This is a genomic window from Jatrophihabitans sp., assembly GCF_036389215.1.
Classification (GTDB): domain Bacteria; phylum Actinomycetota; class Actinomycetes; order Mycobacteriales; family Jatrophihabitantaceae; genus Jatrophihabitans_A.
In genome coordinates this window covers 1-23,012 of the sequence record NZ_DASVQG010000190.1, presented here as the reverse complement: position 1 = coordinate 23,012, position 23,012 = coordinate 1, and the positions used below count along the sequence as shown (strand labels likewise).

18 protein-coding genes and 1 tRNA gene are annotated in these 23,012 nt (G+C 69.2%); 5 read left to right on the top strand and 14 right to left on the bottom strand.

Going from position 1 to position 23,012, the window contains the following annotated elements; all coding sequences use genetic code 11:
- Positions 1 to 82: 82 nt before the first annotated feature.
- The 3 genes from VF542_RS10055 to VF542_RS10045 are packed head-to-tail and all read right to left on the bottom strand — an operon-like array spanning position 83 to position 1,323.
- Positions 83 to 670 (bottom strand): hypothetical protein, encoded by a 588-nt coding sequence (locus VF542_RS10055; protein WP_408651568.1) that lies wholly within the window; start codon positions 668 to 670, stop codon positions 83 to 85.
- Between the two features lie 57 nt (positions 671 to 727).
- A complete protein-coding gene (locus VF542_RS10050; protein ID WP_408651567.1) occupies positions 728 to 1,150 on the bottom strand; it encodes a tetratricopeptide repeat protein in 423 nt (140 codons plus the stop codon).
- On the bottom strand, positions 1,147 to 1,323 hold the full coding sequence (locus VF542_RS10045; RefSeq protein ID WP_408651566.1) for a hypothetical protein: 177 nt from the start codon (positions 1,321 to 1,323) through the stop codon (positions 1,147 to 1,149). The genes VF542_RS10050 and VF542_RS10045 overlap by 4 nt, the downstream gene beginning before the upstream one ends.
- A gap of 442 nt (positions 1,324 to 1,765) precedes the next feature.
- Between VF542_RS10045 and VF542_RS10040 the strand changes: the two genes are divergently transcribed.
- The gene (locus VF542_RS10040) at positions 1,766 to 2,497 is read left to right on the top strand and encodes a phosphotransferase (protein ID WP_408651565.1); all 732 of its coding nucleotides are present in this window, start codon (positions 1,766 to 1,768) and stop codon (positions 2,495 to 2,497) included.
- Positions 2,498 to 3,777: 1,280 nt separating this feature from the next.
- Here VF542_RS10040 and VF542_RS10035 read toward each other — a convergent pair.
- From VF542_RS10035 to VF542_RS10015, 5 genes are all read right to left on the bottom strand, one after another.
- A tRNA-Lys gene (locus VF542_RS10035) sits at positions 3,778 to 3,849 on the bottom strand.
- Positions 3,850 to 3,945: 96 nt separating this feature from the next.
- Positions 3,946 to 4,578 (bottom strand): tetratricopeptide repeat protein, encoded by a 633-nt coding sequence (locus VF542_RS10030; protein WP_408651564.1) that lies wholly within the window; start codon positions 4,576 to 4,578, stop codon positions 3,946 to 3,948.
- A 284-nt stretch (positions 4,579 to 4,862) separates the two neighbouring features.
- Positions 4,863 to 6,866: a spore surface glycoprotein BclB gene (locus VF542_RS10025; protein ID WP_408651563.1), complete on the bottom strand. Its 2,004-nt coding sequence runs from the start codon at positions 6,864 to 6,866 to the stop codon at positions 4,863 to 4,865.
- A gap of 329 nt (positions 6,867 to 7,195) precedes the next feature.
- Positions 7,196 to 8,686, bottom strand: a complete 1,491-nt coding sequence (locus VF542_RS10020) for a metallophosphoesterase family protein (protein ID WP_408651562.1) — start codon at positions 8,684 to 8,686, stop codon at positions 7,196 to 7,198.
- Positions 8,687 to 8,866: 180 nt separating this feature from the next.
- A complete protein-coding gene (locus tag VF542_RS10015; RefSeq protein ID WP_408651561.1) occupies positions 8,867 to 9,205 on the bottom strand; it encodes a MerR family transcriptional regulator in 339 nt (112 codons plus the stop codon).
- A gap of 135 nt (positions 9,206 to 9,340) precedes the next feature.
- Between VF542_RS10015 and VF542_RS10010 the strand changes: the two genes are divergently transcribed.
- Positions 9,341 to 9,766, top strand: a complete 426-nt coding sequence (locus tag VF542_RS10010) for an Hsp20/alpha crystallin family protein (protein ID WP_408651560.1) — start codon at positions 9,341 to 9,343, stop codon at positions 9,764 to 9,766.
- 133 nt (positions 9,767 to 9,899) lie between these two features.
- On the opposite strand, the gene VF542_RS10005 is transcribed toward VF542_RS10010, so the two are convergent.
- Positions 9,900 to 10,301, bottom strand: a complete 402-nt coding sequence (locus VF542_RS10005; RefSeq protein ID WP_408651559.1) for a PPOX class F420-dependent oxidoreductase — start codon at positions 10,299 to 10,301, stop codon at positions 9,900 to 9,902.
- On the bottom strand, positions 10,301 to 10,894 hold the full coding sequence (locus VF542_RS10000) for an isochorismatase family protein (protein ID WP_408651558.1): 594 nt from the start codon (positions 10,892 to 10,894) through the stop codon (positions 10,301 to 10,303). Before VF542_RS10000 ends, VF542_RS10005 begins: the two co-directional genes overlap by 1 nt.
- 170 nt (positions 10,895 to 11,064) lie before the next feature.
- On the opposite strand from VF542_RS10000, the gene VF542_RS09995 reads away from it, so the two are divergent.
- Positions 11,065 to 12,942 carry a Na+/H+ antiporter gene (locus VF542_RS09995; protein ID WP_408651557.1) on the top strand — a complete coding sequence of 626 codons (1,878 nt, stop codon included), beginning with the start codon at positions 11,065 to 11,067 and terminating at the stop codon, positions 12,940 to 12,942.
- Positions 12,943 to 12,965: 23 nt separating this feature from the next.
- On the opposite strand, the gene VF542_RS09990 is transcribed toward VF542_RS09995, so the two are convergent.
- The 3 genes from VF542_RS09990 to VF542_RS09980 form a co-directional block, all read right to left on the bottom strand.
- Positions 12,966 to 13,247 (bottom strand): hypothetical protein, encoded by a 282-nt coding sequence (locus VF542_RS09990; RefSeq protein WP_408651556.1) that lies wholly within the window; start codon positions 13,245 to 13,247, stop codon positions 12,966 to 12,968.
- A gap of 86 nt (positions 13,248 to 13,333) precedes the next feature.
- Positions 13,334 to 13,567 carry a hypothetical protein gene (locus VF542_RS09985; RefSeq protein ID WP_408651555.1) on the bottom strand — a complete coding sequence of 78 codons (234 nt, stop codon included), beginning with the start codon at positions 13,565 to 13,567 and terminating at the stop codon, positions 13,334 to 13,336.
- A gap of 315 nt (positions 13,568 to 13,882) precedes the next feature.
- The gene (locus tag VF542_RS09980; protein WP_408651554.1) at positions 13,883 to 15,478 is read right to left on the bottom strand and encodes a DEAD/DEAH box helicase; all 1,596 of its coding nucleotides are present in this window, start codon (positions 15,476 to 15,478) and stop codon (positions 13,883 to 13,885) included.
- Positions 15,479 to 15,699: 221 nt separating this feature from the next.
- Between VF542_RS09980 and VF542_RS09975 the strand changes: the two genes are divergently transcribed.
- Entirely contained in the window at positions 15,700 to 21,264 is a 5,565-nt protein-coding gene (locus tag VF542_RS09975) for a carboxyl transferase domain-containing protein (RefSeq protein ID WP_408651553.1), read from the top strand.
- A gap of 26 nt (positions 21,265 to 21,290) precedes the next feature.
- Here VF542_RS09975 and VF542_RS09970 read toward each other — a convergent pair whose 3' ends face one another.
- Positions 21,291 to 22,106 carry an Fpg/Nei family DNA glycosylase gene (locus VF542_RS09970; protein ID WP_408651552.1) on the bottom strand — a complete coding sequence of 272 codons (816 nt, stop codon included), beginning with the start codon at positions 22,104 to 22,106 and terminating at the stop codon, positions 21,291 to 21,293.
- Between the two features lie 82 nt (positions 22,107 to 22,188).
- Here VF542_RS09970 and VF542_RS09965 point away from each other — a divergent pair, with 82 nt between their 5' ends.
- Positions 22,189 to 23,004, top strand: a complete 816-nt coding sequence (locus tag VF542_RS09965; RefSeq protein ID WP_408651551.1) for an MBL fold metallo-hydrolase — start codon at positions 22,189 to 22,191, stop codon at positions 23,002 to 23,004.
- Positions 23,005 to 23,012 lie beyond the last annotated feature (8 nt).

Below are 23,012 nucleotides of genomic sequence, written 5' to 3'. Positions count from 1 at the left end.
ATTTGTACGTGTGTACTCCCCGCGTCAGGCGTCCCAAGCGGCAGGTGATCCGGACGGTCTGGCAACTGTGTTGGGTGCGAGTTCAGTCAGGCCAGACTGGCGGCAGTCCTGCCCGCCACGGGTGCGAGGGTGGCAATCCCACCCTCGGCTCTGATGAGCGATCCCGTAGCCAGCCTGGCAGCAGGACCGGCGCGGCGCTTGTCGACTGGTTCAAGAGATCCCATCGACCTTCGTACCGCTCCCAGACCGTGGTGTTGACACGGGAACGAGAGGCTGGTGCGTTGCGTTTACCCGGCTTGACCGTGGGGTTCGTCAGCCAGTCCTGATGCACGATCCAGGCAGCTGCTGCTACGTGGTCGCGCGGAATGACGTAGCCCCGGATCGGCGCGGACAGATCCCGGGGGACGAAGGCGAGTACGAACCACTCGCGGTCTGACTTGGCGCTCATTTGGGCCTTGTCGCCGAGCGGCCAGCTCGTTCTCGACCCGCTCTCGTTCGCAGTCTTAACCTGAACCTCGATGGTGGGCCGATCTGGCAAGTGGCCCCCAACTGCCAGCAGGTCTGTACGTTCCAGGCCGTCGCGGGTTAGTGCAGGCGACCAACCACGTCGTGCGAGTTCGGCGCACGTCCAGTGCTCGCCGACGGATTTGGTCAGCTTGTAGTCCGCCATCGGTGCTCCTTCCCGCCGCGTTCACGGGCCGCCACTAGCCACCGGCCCCACGGATGTTCAGCGTTGGCCGGATTCCTTCGCGGCGCTCGGCCGGGTTGCACCGCGAAACTTGCGGGTGAGGACGGTGTCGAAGCCGTCGAGTGCGTCGGGCCGGGCATGGTTGCACAGGGCAAGGCCGAGTATTCGAACGGCGCGGTTGGGTTGACCGGCGTCGAGGAGGATGAGGGCGGCGAAGGCCTCGACAACAGGGTCTTCTGGGTAGCGCCTGCGGGCGCGGCTAATGACCTTGAGGGCCTGGTCGTGCTCGCCGAGGTTACGGTGGGAGGAAGCCAGGCAGATGAGCGCGATGCGTTCGTCTGCGCCGTCGAGTCCGAGTTTCAGGGCGTGCATGTAGTCGGCTACCGCTTGGGCTTCGCGGCCGGCTTTGTCGTGGCGGAGGGCGCGGCCGAGGTAGTCCTTGGCGCTGGTGGGCGCCCTCATGCTGTCGTGCTGCTGGTTAGTTCCCGCTGTGCGAGCTTGCTAAGGCTGACCAGCACCGCGACGGCCAGACATGCGAGAGCACCGACCGTACCGGTGACGTGGGTGATGCCGTTGCTGATAAGTATGCCGGCGAGCAGGTAGCCGGCCGGGATGGAGTCGAGAGAGACGAGCACGTCGAAAGCGTAGACCCGGCCGCGTAGACGGTCGGGCACTCAACTCTGCAGCATGAGGTTCTCAAGCACCCCGGCGGCCAGGCCGGCCCCGACCAGGGCGGCAGCGAGCAGTACGCCAGCGGCGCCGTTTACAAAAAGCAGGATTACCAGTGCGACAGGAAACGCCATGGCAACGGCGGCAAATCAGCGGCCAGGCCGGGCTGACGGCCAGCAGCGCAGCGAGAACACGCGGAGCCGGAGGGCTCGGCCGAGCGCAGCGAGACTCTTGAACCAGTAAGGAGATTTGTGACCGCTCCGATGCCCGGCCCAGGGATCGGCAGGGATGCGCCATAGCGGAACGGCTGTCGGGGCAGCTGGCCGACCGCGGGGGAGCGTTCAACGGGACAGATCGGCCGAGGAAACCTCGGGGAGCAATTCGCCGAGCTTTGGGAGAATGCAACCCATGGGGTGGGAGGCGCTCAAGCACTGGGGTGACGATGTCACCCGGGTGGAATCGCTCGCCGGCGGAGTCGCCAATCAGGTTTGGAGTGTCCGCCTCAAGGGGCAGCTCGTGGTCGGTCGTCTCGGCGCCCGGAGCAACGCTGATCTCGCGTGGGAGACCAACCTGCTGCGACACCTCAACCGTGAGGGGCTGATGGTGCCGGTGCCGATCGCGACGACGGATGGCCGGCTATTCGCTGACGGTCTGGTGGTGATGACCTACGTGGAAGGCGGACCGCCCGAGACGGAGACCGACTGGCGTCGGGTGGCCGAGATGCTGCGCCAGCTGCACCGGTTGACGCGGGCTTGGCCGCAGCGCCCGGGCTGGCGTTCGTCGACCGACCTGCTGAACGAAGAAACCGGGACGAAGGTTGACCTGGGCGCGATGCCGCCTGAGGGTGTTGCTCGATGCCGAGCAGCATGGGCGCGGCTTGCCGGGCGTGAGACGTGCGTCGTTCATGGAGATCCCAATCCGGGCAACATCCGCATGACCGCCGATCGGGTTGCGATGATCGACTGGGACGAGTCGCACGTCGACGTTCCGGACCTCGATCTGGTGCTGCCTTACAACGCCGCCGATCTAGCCGACGCCGCGCACGACATCGCCGCGCAGGCGTCGGCCGCATGGGAAGCCGCCGTCTGCTGGGACGACGATCACGCACGGGAGAGGCTCGCCCAAGTCCGAGCGGTCTGAGTACAGGCAGCGAGTCAAGCGAAGCGGCACATGCCGGTGTCTTCGACCGGAGGGCGCCCAGCGGTCGACAGAGGTACGAACCTATCGTTAGCCGACCGGTTGAGGGCTCGCACTGCCTGCGCGGCTGGACGGTTACTCCTCCCGGACCGAGGCGTTCCGTTTGACCGCCGGAGGTGTGAGAGCCGCAAAGGGGAGGCCCTACGGCTCAGCTGCGTGGGACGAGTTCGTGGTCGGCCGTCCCCTCTAAGTGTTTGTGGACCTCTTGGGACAGCTTTGAACCTAGGAGATGGGGTAAGTGAAATGTTTGGAGTAGGCCCCCGTCGCCCCGCGGCTACGAGAACGGGAGCCCGACCAGTGTGGTGTCGGCTGACTCACTCAATTTCTGGTGGTCTTCCCACCGAGAGGCAAGCGGCGGCTCGCCAGAGAACGGGTTGTAAGACCCGGCCGGTCGCGACGAACCTTGCAGACCGAGATCGGTGCGCATTGCATCGATCGCATTATGGCGCGCACTCCGGACTAGCACCGAGATGCGCCTGAACGCGTGGTCACCGCCGATACCTTTGCCTGCGAGCTCCAGTCTCAGCTCCCGCAGACGCCAGGCGTACACGCGTGTAGCTTCAACGAGCTCAGGGTTCGCCGCTGCCGTCTGAATGACACCGTAGGTAGTGAAGCATTCGACGAATGCCCGGGGCACTCGGCCTACCTCAGCTCCAAAGTGTCGCTCCTCTTCGCAGGCAATGTGCAGCGTTTGTGCGGCAGTGAGGAATCGGATATAGGCATCTCGTCTGTTCGTGAGACTCCAAGTGTTGTCAGCCGCATCCATGGCGTGCTTTGTCGCGGAAACGCTGGCCCAAGCCCCTATGCCGGCGCCAACAAGAGACCCAACGAGACCTAACAATCCCGCGATGACTGCTATCACAGGCCCTCCATGTTCAAGCGCGATCAGCATGGAGCTGAAGGTCGGGGTTAATTAGTAACACGGATTCGCGAGGCGCCCAGCAGGCGAGCGGCTCAGTGTTCCGGAGGCGAGGAGGGCTAGCGAGTGCACCGCCCGACGATCTTGCGCGCCACCCGAACCGGGTCGCCACCGCTGTGTCACCGTCTCGCCGTCGGCGATCACCGCCAGCACAGCCTCATACCGCTGCTCAGCCACGGACAACTCCCTCATGAACGGGAGTGTCACCCATCAACCGAAGTAGCCGTAACCCATCAACCGAAACACCGTCACCAATCAGCCGAAGGCCAACTGAGGCATCACCCGAAGTAATACAGCAACGATGTGGGCCCCGTGGGACTCGAACCCACAACCTACGGATTAAAAGTCCGCAGCTCTGCCATTGAGCTAGAGGCCCGGAGAGTGCCGACAGGATCGGTATCTCCGCACCACAGTGTTCCAGATCCGCACGATCGGCGTACGGACGGTGGACCGGCTCAGCTGCGAACGCTTGCTACGACGGTGTCGGTGAGGCGTCCGGGCTGGCCGACCCTGAGGCCACCGGAGACTTGGGTGGTGTGCTGGCCGAGGCGGCCGGGTCGCGGAGCTTCGGGTTCAGCGCAATCGCCTTCTTGACCTCGGCATTGCCTTGTGCGGTCTGGCCATTGGCCCTCAGCAGTAGGCCCAGGTTCAGGTGCGCGGCAGCGTCCTTGGGGGCGGCGGCGATCGCCCGCTTGTACAGCGAGATGGCCTCGGTGTTGTTGCCCTTGGCCTTCACCAGGATGGCCAGGTTGAACAGGGCCGGCTCGAAGGCCGGATCGATGGCCAGCACCACCCGGTACTTGTTCTCCGCCTCGCCGTAGTTCGACCGGGCCGCGTCGATCAGGGCAAGGTCGTACAGCGCGTACTTGTTCTTCTTGTCGTACTTCAGCGCCTCGTTGTACTGGGCGACGGCCTCGTCGAGATTGCCCTTGGCCTGGGCGTCGAGGCCGGCAGCCAGCGCATTCGATGCCTTCTTGGGATCCGGCTTGGCGGTGCCGTCGTCACTGCCGCACCCGGTCAGCGTCAGGATGGCAACGCACATCGTCATGGCTGTGTAGCGGCGCGCGACCTTCGTCGAGAACCTGCTCGGTGTGCCACTACGCATGATCTTCTCCAGCATCCTGTTGGGTGGTACGGCCGATCTGGACTGGCCTGCAACGGCGTTCTGCCTGCGATCTAACATAAAGATAACGTCCATATCCTAACCCGGGACAGCTGTCTCCCGGTGACGCGCGCTCTTGAGCCAACCTGATCGCGACTCGTGACAGGCACCGCTGACGGTGTTGGCATGGTTGTACGGCAGCGAGGCTGCACAGGACGCGGGGCCCGCCAGTTGCCTGGCGGGCCCCGATTCCTGCGGTCTTACTGGGCTGTGCGTGAATCTGTCCGCTAGCCGCCGCAGATTGCGAACGCCGTGACCGTCACTGACCCGGAGCCGGCGACCACGATGGTGGCCGTCGCCTGCCAAGCGTTCGTGCCGGATGGCGCGGACGACTGGACTGCCGCTCGACTCTGCCCACCGTTGGTGACGGTCGCACCGCCACCTAGCAGGATCTTGCCAGCAGCACACGTCGCCGTGCTGGTGCTGGACACCGTTCCGGCTACCGCAGCGCTGGCGATCGAACCGTTGCTGCCCGTGACGATGGTCGAGCCAGCGATGGTTCCGGCCGGGCCGGCCGGACCAGTCGCACCCGTGGCGCCAGTGGCTCCGGTCGGGCCAGCGGGACCAGCCGGACCAGCGGGACCAGCTGCACCTGTCGCACCGGCTGCACCCGTGGCTCCGGTGTCACCCTTGTCGCCCTTGGCTCCGGTCGCACCGGCCGGGCCCGTTGCACCTGTCGCCCCGGTCGGTCCGGCTACACCCTGCGGACCGGCAATACCCTGCGCACCGGTCTGCCCCTGCGGACCCATCGCGCCGGTGTCACCCTTTGCGCCGGTTGCACCCGCGGCACCATCAGCTCCCGCCGGGCCAGCCGGACCCTGCGCGCCCTGCGGACCGACATCGCCCTGCAGCCCCTGCGGGCCCATTGGACCAATGGCGCCCGTGGCTCCGGTGTTGCCCTGTGGTCCCTGTGCGCCGTCCGCGCCCGTGGCACCGGTTTCACCCTGGACGCCTTGTGCGCCGGTGGCACCAGCCGCCCCGGTTGCTCCGGTGTCGCCCTTCTCGCCCTGAGCACCAGTGGCACCTGTTGCCCCGGTGTCGCCCTTCGGACCCGTCGGGCCAGCCGGTCCAACTTCACCCTGCGGACCCTGGGCTCCAGTCGCGCCCTGCGCACCAGCTGCGCCGGTGTCGCCCTTCTCGCCCTGGATGCCTTGTGCGCCGGTGGCACCGGTGGCACCAGCTGCGCCGGTGTCACCCTTCTCGCCCTGGACGCCGGTGGCGCCGGTCTCACCCTGGGCGCCGGTGGCTCCGGTGTCGCCCTTGGGACCCTGCGGACCCATCGGGCCAGCCGGTCCTACCTCACCCTGCGGACCCTGGGCGCCGGTTGCTCCGGTCTCGCCCTGAGCACCAGTGGCACCAGCCGCGCCCTGGGCGCCGGTTGCTCCGGTGTCGCCCTTCTCGCCCTGAGCACCAGTGGCACCAGCCGCGCCGGTCTCGCCCTGAGCGCCGGTAGCACCCGTCGCTCCGGTGTCGCCCTTCTCGCCCTGCGCGCCGTCGACACCGTCAGCTCCAGCAGCACCGGTTGCGCCGATCGGGCCCTGCGGCCCCATCGGGCCGGTCGGGCCGGCCTCGCCCTGCGGACCCTGTGCGCCGGTCAGACCAGTAGCGCCGGTGGCTCCCTGGGCTCCGGTTGCGCCGGTCTCGCCGGTGTCGCCCTTGGGACCGGTGGCTCCGGTTTCGCCGGTGGCTCCCTGGGCTCCGGTTGCGCCGGTCTCGCCGGTGTCGCCCTTGGGGCCGGTGGCTCCGGTCGCGCCGGTGGCTCCCTGGGCGCCGGTTGCGCCGGTCTCGCCGGTGTCACCCTTGGGGCCGGTCGCTCCTTGAGCTCCGGTGGCTCCTTGGGCTCCGGTGGCGCCGGTGTCGCCCTTGGGGCCGGTGGCTCCTTGGGCTCCGGTGGCGCCGGTAGCGCCGGTGGCGCCGGTGGCGCCGGTGTCACCCTTGGGGCCGGTCGCTCCAGTCGCTCCGGTGGCGCCGGTAGCTCCCTTCGGGCCGGTCGCTCCAGTGGCACCAGTGGCACCAGTGGCACCCGTGTCGCCCTTGGGGCCCTTCTGGTTCCAGGTGATCGACTTCTCGTTCTTGGCACAGCTCGCGCTGGAATCGATGATCCGGGTCGCGCCGGTCTTGGCGTCGTAGCAGGCACTGATCACGCCGGTCGAGCTGGGGATCGAAGCCTGGGCAACCGTGATGCCGCCCAACAGGGCGATGCCGGCGCCTGCGGCGACCGCGGCCGCCACTCGACGATTGCGACGCGTAGTGCGACGTGCTGAGTTATGACGACTAGACATGGAGTGACCCATGATCCTTCCCCCGCGCGGATGAATGAGTACCGTTTTTCGCGCGTGGGTTCGCCTCTAGCTCCCTGCCAGGCCGAGGGCGACCATAATGCCTGACAGATCTATGCCCGCTCGGCCATGTGACCGTTTAGCCAAGCTAACACACACTTCAAACCGTGCCTAGGGCCAGTTTATTTCTTGTGAAGTTCTTGAGGTTCGGCTCACCCAGCCAGCTCAAATAGGCACAACTGAAAGACCCTTACCGACAGTGCACGGAAGTAGAACCTCCCTTAACTCACCGTGGTCGTGTCGAACACCGTCCCGTTGGAGTTGATCGCCTCGACCTTCGCGGTACCCGAGCCGAGCGTGACCCGGACGTAGTGGTACACCTGCGCGGCGGACGTCGGTATGGCGGCGCCGTTGCAGGCGCTCCCGCCGCTGCTGGTCCACCCGCGCGCGACGGCCACCACCGCGCCGCCGGTGTCCGGGTAGGTCTGCGAGCACCTGCCGCCGATCGTGGTGTCGACCCCGCTGAGGTCGGCTCCGCCACCACCGCTGATGACCGTCACCATCCCGTGGTGCGGCCGGTTGCGCTCGTAGATGTGCGAGTGGCCGTTCAGCAGCAGCTTGACGTTGTGGCTGGCCAGCAGGTTCTCCACACTCTGGCTGCCGTCCGTGGGCGCGGTGAGGTAGCTGTCCTGGACGTCCTCGCCCACCCCCACCGCCGAATACATCGGGTAATGCATCACGACAATCTTGGGCAGCGAGGAGTTGGCCGTCAGGTCGTTGGTCAGCCAGCTGCGCTCGGTGGCCCCCGGCGCCCAGTGCACCTTGTAGTCGACCGCGTAGGGGTTGCTGACGCCAGTGTCCGACCACGCCGCGGTGAGGATGTAGATCCGCCAGCCGTGCGCGTTGAAGGCATACCAGTAGTCCGGCGTGGTCACCGAGACCCCGTTCACGGTATGGGTTCCGTTGGACGCCCGGCCGCCTGACGTCCCGGCGATCGAGGTGGACGGCCACAGGTTGGTGAACGTGCTGGTGAAACCGTGGTTTCCGGGAGCCGGGTACATCGGCAGCTTCTTGCCGGCGACCGGCCAGTATCGAGGCCCGAACACCGCGCTGACGTCACGACCGGTGTGCTGCAGGTCGCCATAGGTGGACTGGGTCCCGCTCGGATAGCCGATGTCCCCGGTCGAGACGGCGAAGTCGGACCCGCCGCTGGCCATGTGCGAGATGACGTTGGCCTGCGCGCTGTTGAGGTAGCTCGGCGCCGTGCGACCGGTCTGGCCCCAGTCACCGATCACGGCGAACCGGTCGGCCGGCGCCATGCTGAAGGTCGGCGAGGCCACCGTCGAGCCGAGCAGGTCGATATAGGTGCTCGACGTCGTGCTGGTGGCGCCCTCCAGGCGGTAGCAGTAGGTGCCGCTGCTCAGTCCGCCCAGCTGCGGTTTCCACTGATAGACGTTGCTGGTCGCGCTGCCCGAGCTGGTCGGGTAGGTGACGGTGTAGCCCTGCCGGCTGGTGGTGGCGGCGGTCGCCTTCGTCGTGCTGCAACTGCCACTGCTCGTCAGCCCGTACTTGAGCCGGACCTTGACGATCGGCGCGGTCGTCGCGAAGTTGACCTTGACCGCGGAGGCCGTCCGGTCGGTCAGGTACGGCGCTCGGCTCAGGTAGCTCGAGTAGGCCCCGGCCGGTGTCGCAGCGGTGGTTGCGATCGCCGAGGTGGCCAGCGTGACCCCAGCGGCGGCAAGGCAAAGACGCCGAACTCGGCTCAACTTCATGTTTCCCCCGTGAGCACAGCCGGTGAGGGACCGGCTGCGTTGCGTGCCGGCGGCCGTTGTCTCGGCCGCGAGAACATCGAACTCCGCTGTCCGGTGCCCGTAAGGCTGCTGCGGCCGGGCCGGAAAGCGCGCTTCTCATTCTAATGAGAGTGGCTCCGGGATGCCTGTCGCGCGTCCCGCTCAGCTCGTGGGCGGTGCCGGCCGATCCGCGGCGTCGGCCCGCTGCTTGCGGTGGGTCAGCTTGTCGATCTCGGCTTGCAACTCCGAGTTGGCGGTGCGCAGCGCGAGCACCATCTCGATGCCGGCCAGGTTCAAGCCCGCGTCGAGCAGGCTGGCGATGTCGCGCAGCCGGTTGAGGTCGTTCTCGCTGTACCGGCGGGTGCCGCCGGCGGTTCGCTGCGGGGTGAGCAGGCCGCGCGCCTCGTACTGGCGCAGGTTCTGGGGACCGCTGCCGACGAGCTCGGCGGCCACTGCGATGCCGTACAGGCCGCGGTTCGGGTCCGGCTGCGGGATGTCCATCGACAACCTCCTCTCGCTACTTGCATCAGTGTAGAAAGTTTGGTACAACAAATCTACATCAGCTAGAGCACATTAGGTGAGATGGCAGATGCGACTAAGGAGAGACTCAACCCGTCACTTGTGGAGGTGGCAACGATGCTCATCCGTACCGACCCGTTCCGTGAACTCGACCGGATGGCCTCTCAGGTCTTCGGCACGGTGGCGCGGCCGACCGGTATGCCGATGGACGCCTGGCGTGAGAACGACCGCTTCATCGTCGAATTCGACCTGCCCGCCGTCGACCCGCAGAGCGTCGACCTCGACGTGGAGCGCAACGTGCTGACGGTGCGTGCCGAGCGGCGCCTGCAGGCCGACGACAACATCGAGCTGATCGCGGCCGAGCGCCCGCGCGGCGTGTTCAGCAGGCAGGTGATCCTGGGCGATGCCCTCGACACCGACCACATCGAGGCCAGCTACCAGGCCGGCGTGCTGCGCCTGACGATCCCGGTTGCCGAGAAGGCGAAGCCGCGCAAGATCTCGATCCAGAGCGACGCCCAGAACCGGCAGGCGATCTCGGTCTGATCCGCACCACGATTCCGACGGCCCGGAACGGCACCGCCCGTTCCGGGCCCGCCTGTTTCCGGGCTGGCTTGTTCCGGGCCGCCTGTTCTGCGCTGGCTTGTTTCTGGTGCTGGCGGTCAGCCTGCCAGAGTGGTCAGCCGTGCCAGGGCGTCGGCTCCACCGCCGGCACCAGCCGGTAATAGATGGTCTGGCGTTGCAGCACGCGATGCACCAGCGGTACCAGCCGACCCTGGAGGATCGGGAACCGGCGGACCAGCAACGTCCGGGCCACCTCGATGTCGCCGCCGGCCAGCAGGCTGGCGACGGCCGGCTGGTCCGATCCCTGCGGTCGCCCGGTGAACGAGCAGGGTGCCACCCGGACGCCGGGGAAGTTCCGCAGCCGCCGCGCCGTGCCCGATGTCGACCAGGTCCGGAAGTAGCCGTCGCCACGCTCGTCCACCGCGACGTTGACGGGTGTGTCGACCGTCGCCCCATCCCGGCGCCTGGTGCTGAGCAGCACCGTGTCCGCCCGCCGCAGGTGCTCGAAGGTCTCCATCACCGGCTGGCCGCGCCCGAGGTGGTCAGCACGCCGCCGGCAGAGCTGATCTCGGCCCGGGCCGCGGCACCGGACTCCTCGGTGACCGGCACCGTCAGGTCGGTCAGCACTCGCACCGCCAGGCCCGCCGCGATCGCGTCCAGCGCGCTGGCCCGGACGCAGTGCGACTCGGCGATGCCACACACGTCGACCTCGCTGATGCCGGCGGCGGTGAGCACCTCGGCCAGTGTCCGGCCGTCCGGCGCCGTTCCGTCGAATGCCGAGTAGGCCGCTTCGTGCAGGCCCTTCTTGATCGTCACGTCAGCGCCGGAAGGGGCCAGGGCGGCAGCGACGGCGGGATGCAGTTCGGCGTTCGAGGTGCCGACCAGCCCGTGCGGTGGCCAGCTGTCGACGTAGTCCGGATGCTCGGAGAAATGCCTGCCGGGGTCCAGATGCCAGTCCTGGCTGGTGATCGTCAGCCGGTACTCGCCGCGGTGGGCCTTCAGGTGCTCGGCGATCCGGTCGGCGACCAGGTTGCCACCGGGCACCGCCAGCTCGCCGCCCTCGCAGAACGTCGGCTGCACGTCGACTATCAACAACGCGCGAGTGGTCATCGGGTGTACTCCTCCGCAGTGGAACTCCGCTGGCCCCGGGACGACGGACGCGTCTGGAACGTGTCAGCAGACCGCGCCGCCAGGCAGGTGAGGGCCCAGCTCCACGATATGCCCGAACCTCTGCTGGCCGCGCGGCGGTCGCGACCTCGCGGGGCTGGCAGGATGGCGGGGTGGACATCGCGGTGGCCCTGGTGCTTCTGGTGGCGACGTCGACCATCCTGGCCGCCGCCGCCCGCCAGTTCAGGGTCTCCGAACCCTTGGTGCTCACCCTCGCCGGGATCGCCGGGTCCTACCTGCCGTTCGTGCCCGAGGTGGCGCTGAGCCCGGACCTGGTGCTGCTCGGGCTGCTGCCGCCGCTGCTCTACACCACCGCGATCCGTACCTCGCTGGTGGACTTCAAGGCGAACCGGCGCTCGATCGGCCTGCTGTCGGTGGGTCTGGTCCTGTTCACCACCTTCGGAGTCGGTGCGGTCGCCTGGCTGCTACTGCCGGTGCCCTTCGCGGCCGCCGTCGCCGTCGGTGCGGTGATCGCCCCGCCGGATGCGGTGGCGGCCACCTCGATCGCCCGCCGGGTGGGGATGCCCCGCCGGATCGTGACGATCCTGGAGGGTGAATCGCTCTTCAACGACGCCACCGCGCTGGTCGCGCTGCGCACCGCCATCGCCGCGTCGGCCGGTTCGGTGAGCGTGCTGCACGCCGCGGGTGACTTCGTGCGGGCCGCGGTCGGCGGGGTGGCGGTCGGCATCGCGGTGGCCCTGCTGCTGGGGACGCTGCGCCGCCGGATCACCGACCCGGTGCTCGACACCACCGTCTCGTTCCTGGCGCCGTTCCTGGCCTACCTGCCGGCTGAGGAGATCCACGCAAGCGGCGTGATCGCGGTAGTGGTCGCCGGCCTGATCCTGGGCCATCGCGCGCCGGTCTGGCAGAGCGCGGCCTCGCGGATCGCCGAGCGCACCAACTGGCGCACGGTGGAGTTCCTGCTGGAGAACTCGGTGTTCCTGCTGATCGGGCTGCAGGTCCGGGTGATCGTCGACAACGCCTGGCGCTCGCCCCTCAACCACGGGCAGCTGATCGGTGCCTGCCTCGGAATCCTGGCGGCCACGGTCCTGTTGCGCCCGATCTGGGTCTTTCCCGCCACCTACCTGCCGCGCCGGTTGTCCCGGCGGGTCCGCGAGGCAGACCCGTCTCCACCATGGCGGTACCCGGCGGTCATCTCCTGGGCCGGCATGCGCGGGGTGGTGACGCTGGCCGCGGTGTTCCTGCTGCCGCAGGACATCCCCTACCGGGATGTGCTGGTGCTGGCCGCGCTCGTGGTCGTCGGCGGCACCCTGTTGCTGCAGGGCACCACGCTGCCGTGGCTGGTGCACCGGCTGCACCTGCGCGGGCCGAGCCGCTCCGAGGACGCGCTGCAGGAGGCCGGCCTGATGCAGCAGGTCACCAACGCGGGGCTGCGCGCGCTGGCCGAACACTCCGACGACGACACCCCGGCCGAGGTGACCGAGGGCCTGCGCCAGCGGGTCGGGCATCAGGTGAACGCCGCCTGGGAGCGGCTGGGCCCGAACGAGTCCGACCTGCTGACCCCCAGCGAGCACTACCGGCGGCTGCGGCTGCTGATGCTGCAGGCCGAGCGCGAGGAACTGCTCAAGGTTCGTGACTCCGGGGTGCTCGACCACGAGGTCCTGCAGGCGGTGATGCGGGTGCTGGACCTGGAGGAGTCACTGATCGACCGGTTCGACGAGGGTGAGGACGAGCTGCCCCCGGACGAGCCGCTGCGCAGCGTGATCTCCGGCCTGGAGTGCGAGCATCTGCAGGCCGCGCCGCGGACCGCCCGGCCGGACACTCCCGGCCGGTGCCAGGAGTGCATCGAGGAGGGGCTCAGCTGGGTGCACCTGCGGATGTGCCTCACCTGCGGGCATGTCGCCTGCTGCGACTCCTCGGACGGCAAGCATGCCGACAAGCATTACGCGCACACCGACCACCCGGTGATGCGCAGCGTGGAGGCCGGCGAGGCGTGGCGCTGGTGCTACACCGATTCGCAGCTGGGTTGAGCCGGCTCAGCTGGATCGACGGCTCAGCTGGTGCGGTTGGCCTCGAAGTAGGCGGCCAGCGCCTCTTCCACGACGGTCACCCGGTTGGTCGGCACGCCCCGGCGGGCACCCAGGACAACGGTCATCCGGTCGAGCTGGCGGTAGAGGTCGGCCCGGATCCGCATGTTCAGCTGCTCGGTCTCCGGCTTCTGGCCGCCGTGCTGCACGGTTGCCGAGGCACCTGAGAACATCGCGCTGCCGTTGGGCATGCCGCCATGGGAAGTGCTGCCGTTATGGGTTGCTGCCGGATTTTCAGCAGTGCTCACTGGATCTTCTCCATGGTCGGTCGATCCGGCGGCGGCTGGGCGCCTGCCGTATGTGCTGCCGGGACGTTGCTGCCCGGAGCGGGCTGTCAGATCACGCTGGGGTTGGGCTGTGGCATCAGGCCATGCAGCGTGGGTACGCCCCTTAAGTTGACCATGGACGGCTGGGCTCGCCCGTCAGCTACCAGTTGCTTGGCGTGCAAGGCGATCAACTCTGAGCTGACTCCGAACCGGCGGGCCAGATCGCCGAACGTGGCCGGCCTTCCGGAGGCATTCATGCCCTGGAGGACGGTGAGGATCTGTAATTCCATGTTAATGGGCACGGCCTCAGCGTAGCCCCTGAATGACGGAAGCGGGCCACCTCGAGGGAGGCCCGCTTCTTGATGTCCTCAGTCGTCCCAGGGACCGTAGTCGTCGGTATCCACGACAGTATTCCTTTCACCATCGGTCCTACCGCGGGCCTGAAAAGGCAACCGCCGATGACCGTTTTTTGCTACCTGCTTGAGGCGATTTTGCTGAGCCACGTCACAGACCAGGCGCGTCTTGTGCGCTGCCTGACAGCCGCTAGGTGGGCTGCTGAGAGACCACTATACAGCCCGAACCGGCCGGCCGAGCAGTATTGTCAGATTTCTGTGAGCTCAGGCCCCGGTACGCCGGCCGCGGGGCCGGGCACCGGCCGAGAACGCGGCCGCCCCGGAGACCCGGGGGCCACTGCCGGCAGGCCGGCTCTCGCTGGTGTGGATCGGGGTGCTCGCAGCACCGCGACCCGCCGAAGTCCGCCGGGATGAGGCCTGCCGCGACGAGCCCTGCCCGGCTGCCGACCGGCCGGCTGCCGGGTGCCCGGCCGAGCCCCGGCCGGTTCCGCCCTGGCCCGAGCCGCGCCCACCGGAGGCTGAGCCGGTCGCCGGCTTGCCGCGGCCGGCTGCCGACCGGCCGGTGGATCCACGCCCGGAGCTGTGGCCCCGTCCGGCCGGTTCGGCGATGCTGGAGCCGGCTGGCGGCGTCACGAACGCACGTTCGCCCGGGGCGAGCTCGGCAAGCAACGGGTGCCCGGGACGCGTCCGGGTGATGGTCGGGCGGATCGCCGCCCGCCGGGTCAGGTCCCGGACGTCGGCGACCTGGTCGTCGGTCATCAGGGTGATCACGGTGCCGGCGGCGCCGGCGCGAGCCGTGCGTCCAGACCGGTGCAGGTAAGCCTTGTGCTCGACCGGTGGGTCGGCGTGCACCACCAGGTTGATGTCGTCGACGTGGATGCCGCGGGCCGCGATGTCGGTGGCCACCAGCGTGCCGGTGCTGCCGTCGGAGAAGGCCTCCAGGTTGCGGGTCCGGACGTTCTGGCTGAGGTTGCCGTGCAGCTCGACCGCGGGCACCCCGGAGGCGATCAGTTGCCGGGTGAGCTTCTTCGCGCCGTGCTTGGTCCGGGTGAACACCAGGGTCCGCCCGGGAGCGGCGGTCAGCTCGACCAGCACCGGCAGCCGGTCGTCGGCCGCCAGGTGCAGCACATGGTGTGCCATCTGCGAGACCGGTGACTGGGCCGGGTCGACGCTGTGGGTGACCGGATTGCTGAGGTAGCGCTTGACCAGCACGTCGACGCCGGCGTCCAGGGTGGCGGAGAACAGCATCCGCTGGCCCGAGGCCGGGGTCCGGTCCAGCAACCGCCGGACCGACGGCAGGAATCCGAGGTCAGCCATGTGGTCGGCCTCGTCCAGCACCGTGATCTGGACGTCGCTGAGGTCGGCGTGCCCGCTGGAGATCAGATCCTCCAGCCGGCCGGGACAGGCCACCAGAACGTCCACCCCGGCCCGCAGCCCGGCGATCTGCGGAGAGGCTCCGACGCCGCCGAAGACGGTGAGGGTCCGAAGTGACAGGGCTTGGGCCAGCGGCGCCAGGGAGGCCTCGATCTGGCTGGCGAGCTCGCGGGTCGGGGCCAGGATCAGCGCCCGCGGGCGCTTGGGCCGCCGCGGCTTGCCGCTGTCGGCCAGCCGAGTCAGGACCGGCAAGGCGAAGGCGTAGGTCTTGCCGGAGCCGGTGCGGCCCCGGCCCAGCACGTCCCGGCCCGCCAGCGAATCGGGCAGCGTCGCCTGCTGGATCGGAAAGGGGGTGGTGACGCCGTTGGCAGCCAGCACGGCGACCAGGGCGCTGGGCACGCCGAGCTCGGCGAAACCAGGACGGGAGGGGGAAGAGGAGGTGGACGGGGAGGGGGAAACAGACGAACGGGGGCGGTCAACCGCCATAACGAGAACTCCAGAAGCTAGAAGGTCGTCCTGCCCGGCGCAGACCAGCGGTCGCGGCGCGTGGTGTGGGACCAAAGTGAGCCGGAGGCAGAACTGAGCCGGCTACCAGGCGCTAGTCTACCTTGCCCGGAACCTCTACATTGCCCGTCCTCTGCCCAGGCATCCCGCTGCCCTCCGGTCAGCCGTTAGGGTGGGACGTCGACACAAGCAGGAGGACAGCCGTGTTCAGGCGGGTTGCGATCGTCAATCGGGGAGAGTCCGCCATGCGGCTCATCCATGCCGTGCGCGAACTGAACGCAGCCGGCGGTGAGCAGATCGAGACGGTGGCCCTCTACACCGACGCCGAAAGTTCGGCCAAATTCGTCCGGGAGGCCGACCTCGGGTACCCGATGGGCCCGGCCTCGGCCCGGCCCTACCTCGACTACGCGGTCCTCGAACGTGCGCTTCGGGAGACCGGCGCCGACGCCGCCTGGGTGGGCTGGGGCTTCGTCGCCGAGGACCCGGCCTTCGCCGAGCTGTGTGAGCGGCTCGGTGTGACCTTCATCGGCCCGAGCGCCGAGGCGATGCGGGCGCTGGGTGACAAGATCGGGTCCAAGCTGCTGGCCGAGAAGGTCGGCGTGCCGGTCGCGCCGTGGAGTCAGGGTGCCGTCGCGGATCTGCGCTCGGCACTGGCCAAGGCCGAGACGCTCGGCTACCCGCTGATGCTCAAGGCCACTGCCGGCGGTGGCGGCCGGGGCATCCGGGTGGTGCGCTCGGCGCAGGAGCTGACCGCGGCCTTCAACCAGACCCGGGACGAGGCCGTCCGGGCCTTCGGCAGCGGTGTGATGTTCCTGGAGACCATGCTGTCGGGCGCCCGGCACGTCGAGGTGCAGGTGGTCGCCGACGGCCAGGGCAGCGCCTGGGCCATCGGGGTCCGCGACTGCTCGGTGCAGCGGCGCAACCAGAAGGTGATCGAGGAATCGTCCTCGGTCGTGCTGGCGGCCGACCAGGCCGCAACGCTGAAGGCGTCGGCCGAACGGCTCGCCCTGGCGGTGGGCTACTGCGGGGCGGCCACCGTGGAGTTCCTCTACCGCCCCTCCGATGGCATGTTCGCCTTCCTGGAGGTCAACACCAGGCTGCAGGTCGAGCATCCGATCACCGAGCTCACCACCGGCCTGGACCTGGTCAAGCTCCAGCTCCAGGTCGCGGCCGGCGGCCGGTTGACCGGGCAGCCGCCGACCGAGTCGGGGCATGCCGTGGAGGCCCGGCTCAATGCCGAGGACCCCGATCGGGACTTCGCGCCGGCTCCTGGGCGGATCGCGCTGCTGGACCTGCCGGACGGGCCCGGCGTGCGGGTGGACACCGGCTTCAGCACCGGCGACGTCATTCCCGCCGACTTCGACTCGATGATCGCCAAGATCATTGCCTACGGCCGGACCAGGGACGAGGCGCTGGCCCGGTTGCGCCGGGCGGTCGCGGACACCACCGTCATCATCGAGGGCGGGGCGACCAACAAGAGCTTCGTGCTCGATCTGCTGGCCGAGCCGGAGGTGATCGCCGGCACCGCCGACACCGGCTGGATCGACCGCACCCGTGCTGAGGGCAGGCTGGTGTCACACCAGCACGCCGGCATCGCGCTGGTGGCCGCCGCGATCGAGGCCAACGAGCTGGAGGAGCGTGCCGAGCGGCTGCACTTCTTCGCCACCGCGCACGGCGGCCGGCCGCAGGCCAGGCACAAGGTCAGCCGGGCGATCGACCTGAGCCTGCGCGGAACCAGCTACCGGGTCACCGTCTCGCAGCTGGGACCCAACCGCTACCGGATCGGTGTCGGGCAGGACGGCGAGGTCCAGACCGTGGACGCCCGGATCGACCGGTTGAACAGCTACGCCAGCCGGCTGGAGGTTGGCGACCAGCGGTACCGGGTGGTCAGCGCCGTCCACGGGCCGATAAACCTGGTCGAGGTCAACGGCGTGACGCACCGGGTCAGCCGGGACGAGGGCGGTGTGCTCCGCTCACCGGCGCCGGCCCTGGTGGTCGCGGTCCCGGTGGCGGTCGGCGACGAGGTGCCGGCCGGTGCCCCCGTGCTGGTGCTGGAGAGCATGAAGATGGAGACGGTGCTGTCGGCACCGTTCGCGGCCAGGGTGCGGGAGCTGCTGGTTTCCACCGGTGGGCAGGTCGAGACCGGCACACCCCTGATCCGGCTGGAGCCCGTCGCCGAACTCGATGCTGGCGAGGACGATGCGGCGCAGAAGCCCGAAGCCCCGGTGCTGGAACTCCCGACCGGCCGCAGTGGCACCGCGGCGGCCCGGGCCGCGGGCTGCTTGGACGACCTGCGCAGCCTGCTGCTGGGTTTCGACCTCAGCGACGATGCCGCCGCCCGCACGCTGAGTGCCTACCAGCGGTTCCGGGCCGAACTCGTCAGCGGCGGCGACTACCCGGTGACAGCCGAGCTGAGGGTGTTCCGGGCCTTCGCCGACCTGTGCGAGCTGAGCCGCAACCGGCCCGGCGGTGAGGAGGTCGTCCCCCACGAGCGGATGCACAGCCCGCGGGAGTACTTCCACTCCTACCTGCACAGCCTGGACGTCGAACGCGAGCAGCTGCCCGGTGCCTTCCGGAAGCGGTTGTCCCAGGCGCTGACCCACTATGGAATCAGCGAGCTGGACCGCACCCCGGCACTGGAGGAAGCCGTCTACCGGATCTTCCTCGCCCAGCCCGTCGCCCCGGCGCACCTGCGGGTGGTCACCTCGCTGCTGCAGCAGTGGTTGCTCGACGACGCGCCCGGCGAGGAGGTCGCCGAGCAGGTTCGTGACGTGCTCGAACGGCTGGTGGCCGCCACCCAGTTGCGCTATCCGGTGGTCGGTGACCTGGCCCGCAGCGTCCGGTTCCGGTGGTTCGACCAGCCGCTGGTCGACGCTGTCCGGGCCTCGGTGCTGGCCGGGGTGCGCGATGAGGTCGCCTACCTGGCGGCCAATCCGGAGGCCCTCGACTACGGGCAGCGGATCAACGCGCTGGCCGCGATCCCGGAGCAGATCGTCCGGTTCCTGGCCGAGCGGCTGGAGGCCGGCATCGGCGAGCACGAGCCGATGCTGGAGGTGCTCGCGCGCCGCCACTACCGCGAGTACGAGTTGCACGACCTGCGCAACCTGCACGCCGCCGACCGGCCGTTCGTGGTGTGCGACTACACCCTGGACGACCGGCCGACCCACCTGGTGACCACGGTGGCCGAGCTGCCGGAACTGGTGCCCGGCTCGGCCCTGGTCACCGAACTGGAGCAGCAGCTGAAGGCCGCCCCGGCGGGCCATCAGGGCGTGCTGGACCTCTACGTGCGCTGGCCGGAGGTGCCGGACTCGCCCACCGAGGCCTCGGCCCAGCTGAATGCCATCCTCACCAAGCTGGACCTCAGCCGGCAGGTGCGCCGGGTGGTCACCGCGATCAGCCCGGGCTCGGGCCGGCCGGTGTCCTACTACACCTTCCGGCCACAGCCAGAGGGCGCGAACGGCGCCGGTCAGCTCGTCGAGGACGACCTGGTGCGCGGGGTGCACCCGATGGTGGGCCGGCGGCTGAAGATGTGGCGGCTGAGGAAATTCAAGATCACCCGCCTGGACGCACCCGAGGACGTGCTGCTCTACCTGCTGGTGGCCCCGAACAACGAGGAGGACCGCCGGCTGGTGGCGCTGGCCCAGATCCGGGAGTTCGCGGTGGTCCGCGACGCCGAGGGCCGGGTCGTCTCGCTGCCGCACGCCGAGCGGGCGGTGGCCAGCTGCGGCGAGGCGATCAGGCGAGCCCGGGCCAGTCTCGGCGGCACCCGGCTGGACATGAACTACGTGGCCCTGCACGTCTGGCCCACGGTCGACGCCCCGGTCTCGGAGCTGACCGACCTGCAGCGCACCATCTCACCGCTCACGGTCGGCGCCGGCATCGTCGAGGTGATCGCCGAAGGCATGGTGGTCGCGCCGGACGGCCGGGCTCGCAACACCGTCGTCCGGTTCTCCTTCCAGCCCGGAGCCGGCGTGATCACCTCGATCAGCGGCCGGTTGACCGACTGGCTGCAGCCACTGGACGACTATGCCCAGAAGGTGCTCCGGGCCCGCCGACGCGGCACCGTCTACCCCTACGAGCTCGTGGCAATGTTCAGCGGCCGGGAGGGCCGGTTCACCGAGTGCGACCTCGACGAGAACGGCAAGCTCGCCCCGGTGCAACGCGCGCCCGGCGGCAACCGGTCCGGCATCGTGGTCGGCGTCGCGAGCATGCCCACCGACCAGCACCCGCAGGGCATCACCCGGGTGGTGCTGCTCGGCGACCCGACCCGCGCGCTGGGTGCGGTCGCCGAGCCGGAGTGCGCCCGGATCGTCGCCGCGCTGGACCTGGCCGAAGAGCTGTCGGTCCCGGTGGAATGGTTCGCGCTCTCGGCCGGTGCCCGGATCTCGATGGACTCGGGCACCGAGAACATGGACTGGGTGGCGCGGGCGCTGCGCCGGATAGTCACCTTCACCCAGGCCGGCGGCGAGATCAACGTCGTGGTGGCCGGCATCAACGTCGGCGCCCAGCCGTACTGGAATGCCGAAGCGACGATGCTGATGCATACCAAGGGCATTCTGGTGATGACACCGGACAGCGCGATGGTGCTGACCGGCAAGCAGTCCCTGGACTTCTCCGGCGGAGTGTCGGCCGAGGACAACTTCGGCATCGGCGGCTATGACCGGGTGATGGGTCCCAACGGCCAGGCGCAGTACTGGGTTCCCAACCTCGCCGCCGCCTGCGATCTGTTGATGAGTCACTACGCGCACAGCTACATCGCGCCGGGGGAGAGCACCCCGCGCTCGGCCAAGAGCTCGGACCCGATCGACCGCGACATCAGCGACTACCCGCACCAGCTGGCCGACAGCGAGTTCAACACGGTCGGTGACATCTTCTCCCCGACCGGCAACCCTGACCGCAAGAAGCCTTTCGACATCAGGTCAGTGATGCGCGCGGTCGCCGACCAGGACCTCTCGGTGCTCGAGCGCTGGGCCGGCATGGCCGATGCCGAAACCTCCGTCGTGTTCGACGCCCATCTGGGTGGGCGTCCGGTGTGCCTGATCGGCATCGAGTCCCGGGCCATCCCGCGGCGCGGCTTCCCGCCCAGTGACGGCCCGGACCTGTGGACGGCCGGCACGCTGTTCCCGCGGTCGTCGAAGAAGACTGCCCGGGCCATCAATGCCGCCAGCGGCAACCGTCCGGTGGTCATGCTGGCCAACCTGTCCGGCTTCGACGGCTCGCCGGACTCGATGCGCAACCTGCAGTTGGAATATGGCGCCGAGATCGGCCGGGCGGTCGTCAACTTCAAGGGCCCGATCGTGTTCTGCGTGGTTTCGCGTTATCACGGCGGTGCATTCGTGGTCTTCTCCAAGACCCTGAACAGCGAGATGACGGTGCTGGCGATCGAGGGATCCTTCGCGTCGGTGCTCGGCGGCGCGCCTGCCGCGGCAGTGGTGTTCACCGGTGAGGTGGACGCCCGGACGGCCCGTGACCCGCGGATCAGGGAGCTTCAGGAGCGCGCCACCACCGCGACCGGCGTCGAGAAGGCCGCCCTGGCCACCGAACTGGCGACGCTGCGCGGCACCGTCCGGGTCGAGAAGGTCTCCGAGGTGGCGGCAGAGTTCGACGCCATCCACAGCATCCAGCGGGCCGTCGAGGTCGGCTCGGTCGATGCCGTGATCGGAGCGCACGAACTGCGGCCACGGCTGATCCAGGCGCTGGATGCCGCCGACGCCAGGCGCCGGGCCGCGGCCCTCGCCGAGAGCGGCCGGCTGCAGGCGGTTGACTAGAGCTGACCAGAGCTGGCTAGAGCTGGTTAGGACAGGCCCGCCGAACCGGGTGGCTGGCAGTACGGGCACCAGAACAGGTTGCGCCCGACCAGCTCCTCGGTCCGGACCTCGGTACCGCAGATCCGGCACGGCAGGCCGGCCCGGCGGTAGACGTAGCGGGCCTCGTCCGGCGCCAGCGGCCCGCGCTTGCGCGGCCGGTCCTGCGGGCGCAGCGTCTCGATCCGGCCCACCCGGACCCCGATCCGCATCAAGGCCACCAGGTCGTTCCACATGGCCAGCCAGGCGGGCAGGCTCAGTGCCTGGCCGGGCAGGTAGGGATCCATCCGGTGCCGGTACAGCAGTTCGGCCCGGTAGACATTGCCTATTCCGGCGACGACCTGCTGGTCCATCAGCAGCGCCGCGATCACCGTCCGGCTGCGGCTGATCCGGCCGAAGGCGGCCAGTGGATCGGCGTCGCGGCGCAGCGGATCAGGCCCCAGCCGGGCGAACAGTGCCCTGACCTCGTGCGGCTCGATCAGCTCGCAGGCCGTGGCGCCGCGCAGGTCCGTCCAGGCGTTCTCACCGACCAGCCGCAACCGAAGCGCTCCCTTGGGCTCGGGCGGCAGGCCGGAGCCGGTGGTGAAACTGCCGTACAGGCCGAGGTGCACGTGCAGCACGGGGCCGCCCTGGTAGTGCTGCAGCAGGTGCTTGCCGTTGGCTTCGGTGCGCCGCAACACCCGGCCGTCGATCACGCCGGCGCCCTCGGCGAACCGGCCCTGCGGGCTGCTGGCGCGGACCGGGCGGCCACCGAACAGCTTGCGCTGCTCGCGGGCCAGCCGGTGCAGGGTGTGGCCCTCAGGCACGGGCGCCGGCTGCCGGAACGGGGATTGCCTGATGCATGGTTACGAAACTAGCCGTCGCAGCCGGCCATGCCAGAATCGAGGTATGCCAGCCTGGATCTGCTGGACCTGCGGAGTGCAGCAGGCCGAGTCCGACACCCCGCCCGCGAGCTGCCCGATCTGCACCGACGAACGGCAGTACGTCGGCTGGGAGGGCCAGCGCTGGACCACCATGGCTGAGCTCGCCGGCGAGCGGGCCAGCGAGCTGCGCGAGGAGGAGCCCGGCCTGCTCGGCATCGGCACCCAACCGTCGTTCGCGATCGGGCAGCGCGCTCTGCTGGTCAGCACCCCGAACGGCAATGTGCTGTGGGACTGCGTCTCGCTGCTCGACGATGCCGCCCGCGCCGAGGTTGCCCGGCGTGGCGGCATCGACGCGATCTGCCTGTCACACCCGCACTTCTACGCGGCCTGCGTGGAATGGGCGGACGCCTTCGACGCACCGATCCTGATCCCCGAGGCCGATCGGCAGTGGATCCAGCGGCCCTCGGATCGGGTGCGGTTGTGGCAGGACAGTGTCGAGCCGGTGCCGGGGCTGACCGTGGCCAGGATCGGCGGCCACTTCGACGGGGCAGCGGTGCTGCACTGGCCGGCCGGCGCCGAGGGCCGCGGCGCCCTGCTCACCGGGGACACCGTCACCGTCGTGCAGGACCGGGACTGGGTCAGCTTCATGTGGAGCTTTCCCAACCTGATCCCGCTGGACCCCGCCACCATCAACCAGATCGTCGAGCGGATCGCGCCGTTGGAGTTCGACCGGATCTACGGCGGCTGGTGGGGCCGGGTGGTCATCCACGACGGAGCCGCCGCCGTACGCCGTTCGGCGGACCGCTACCTCGCCCGCTTGCGCGGCGAGCGACCCGCATGAGACGCAGC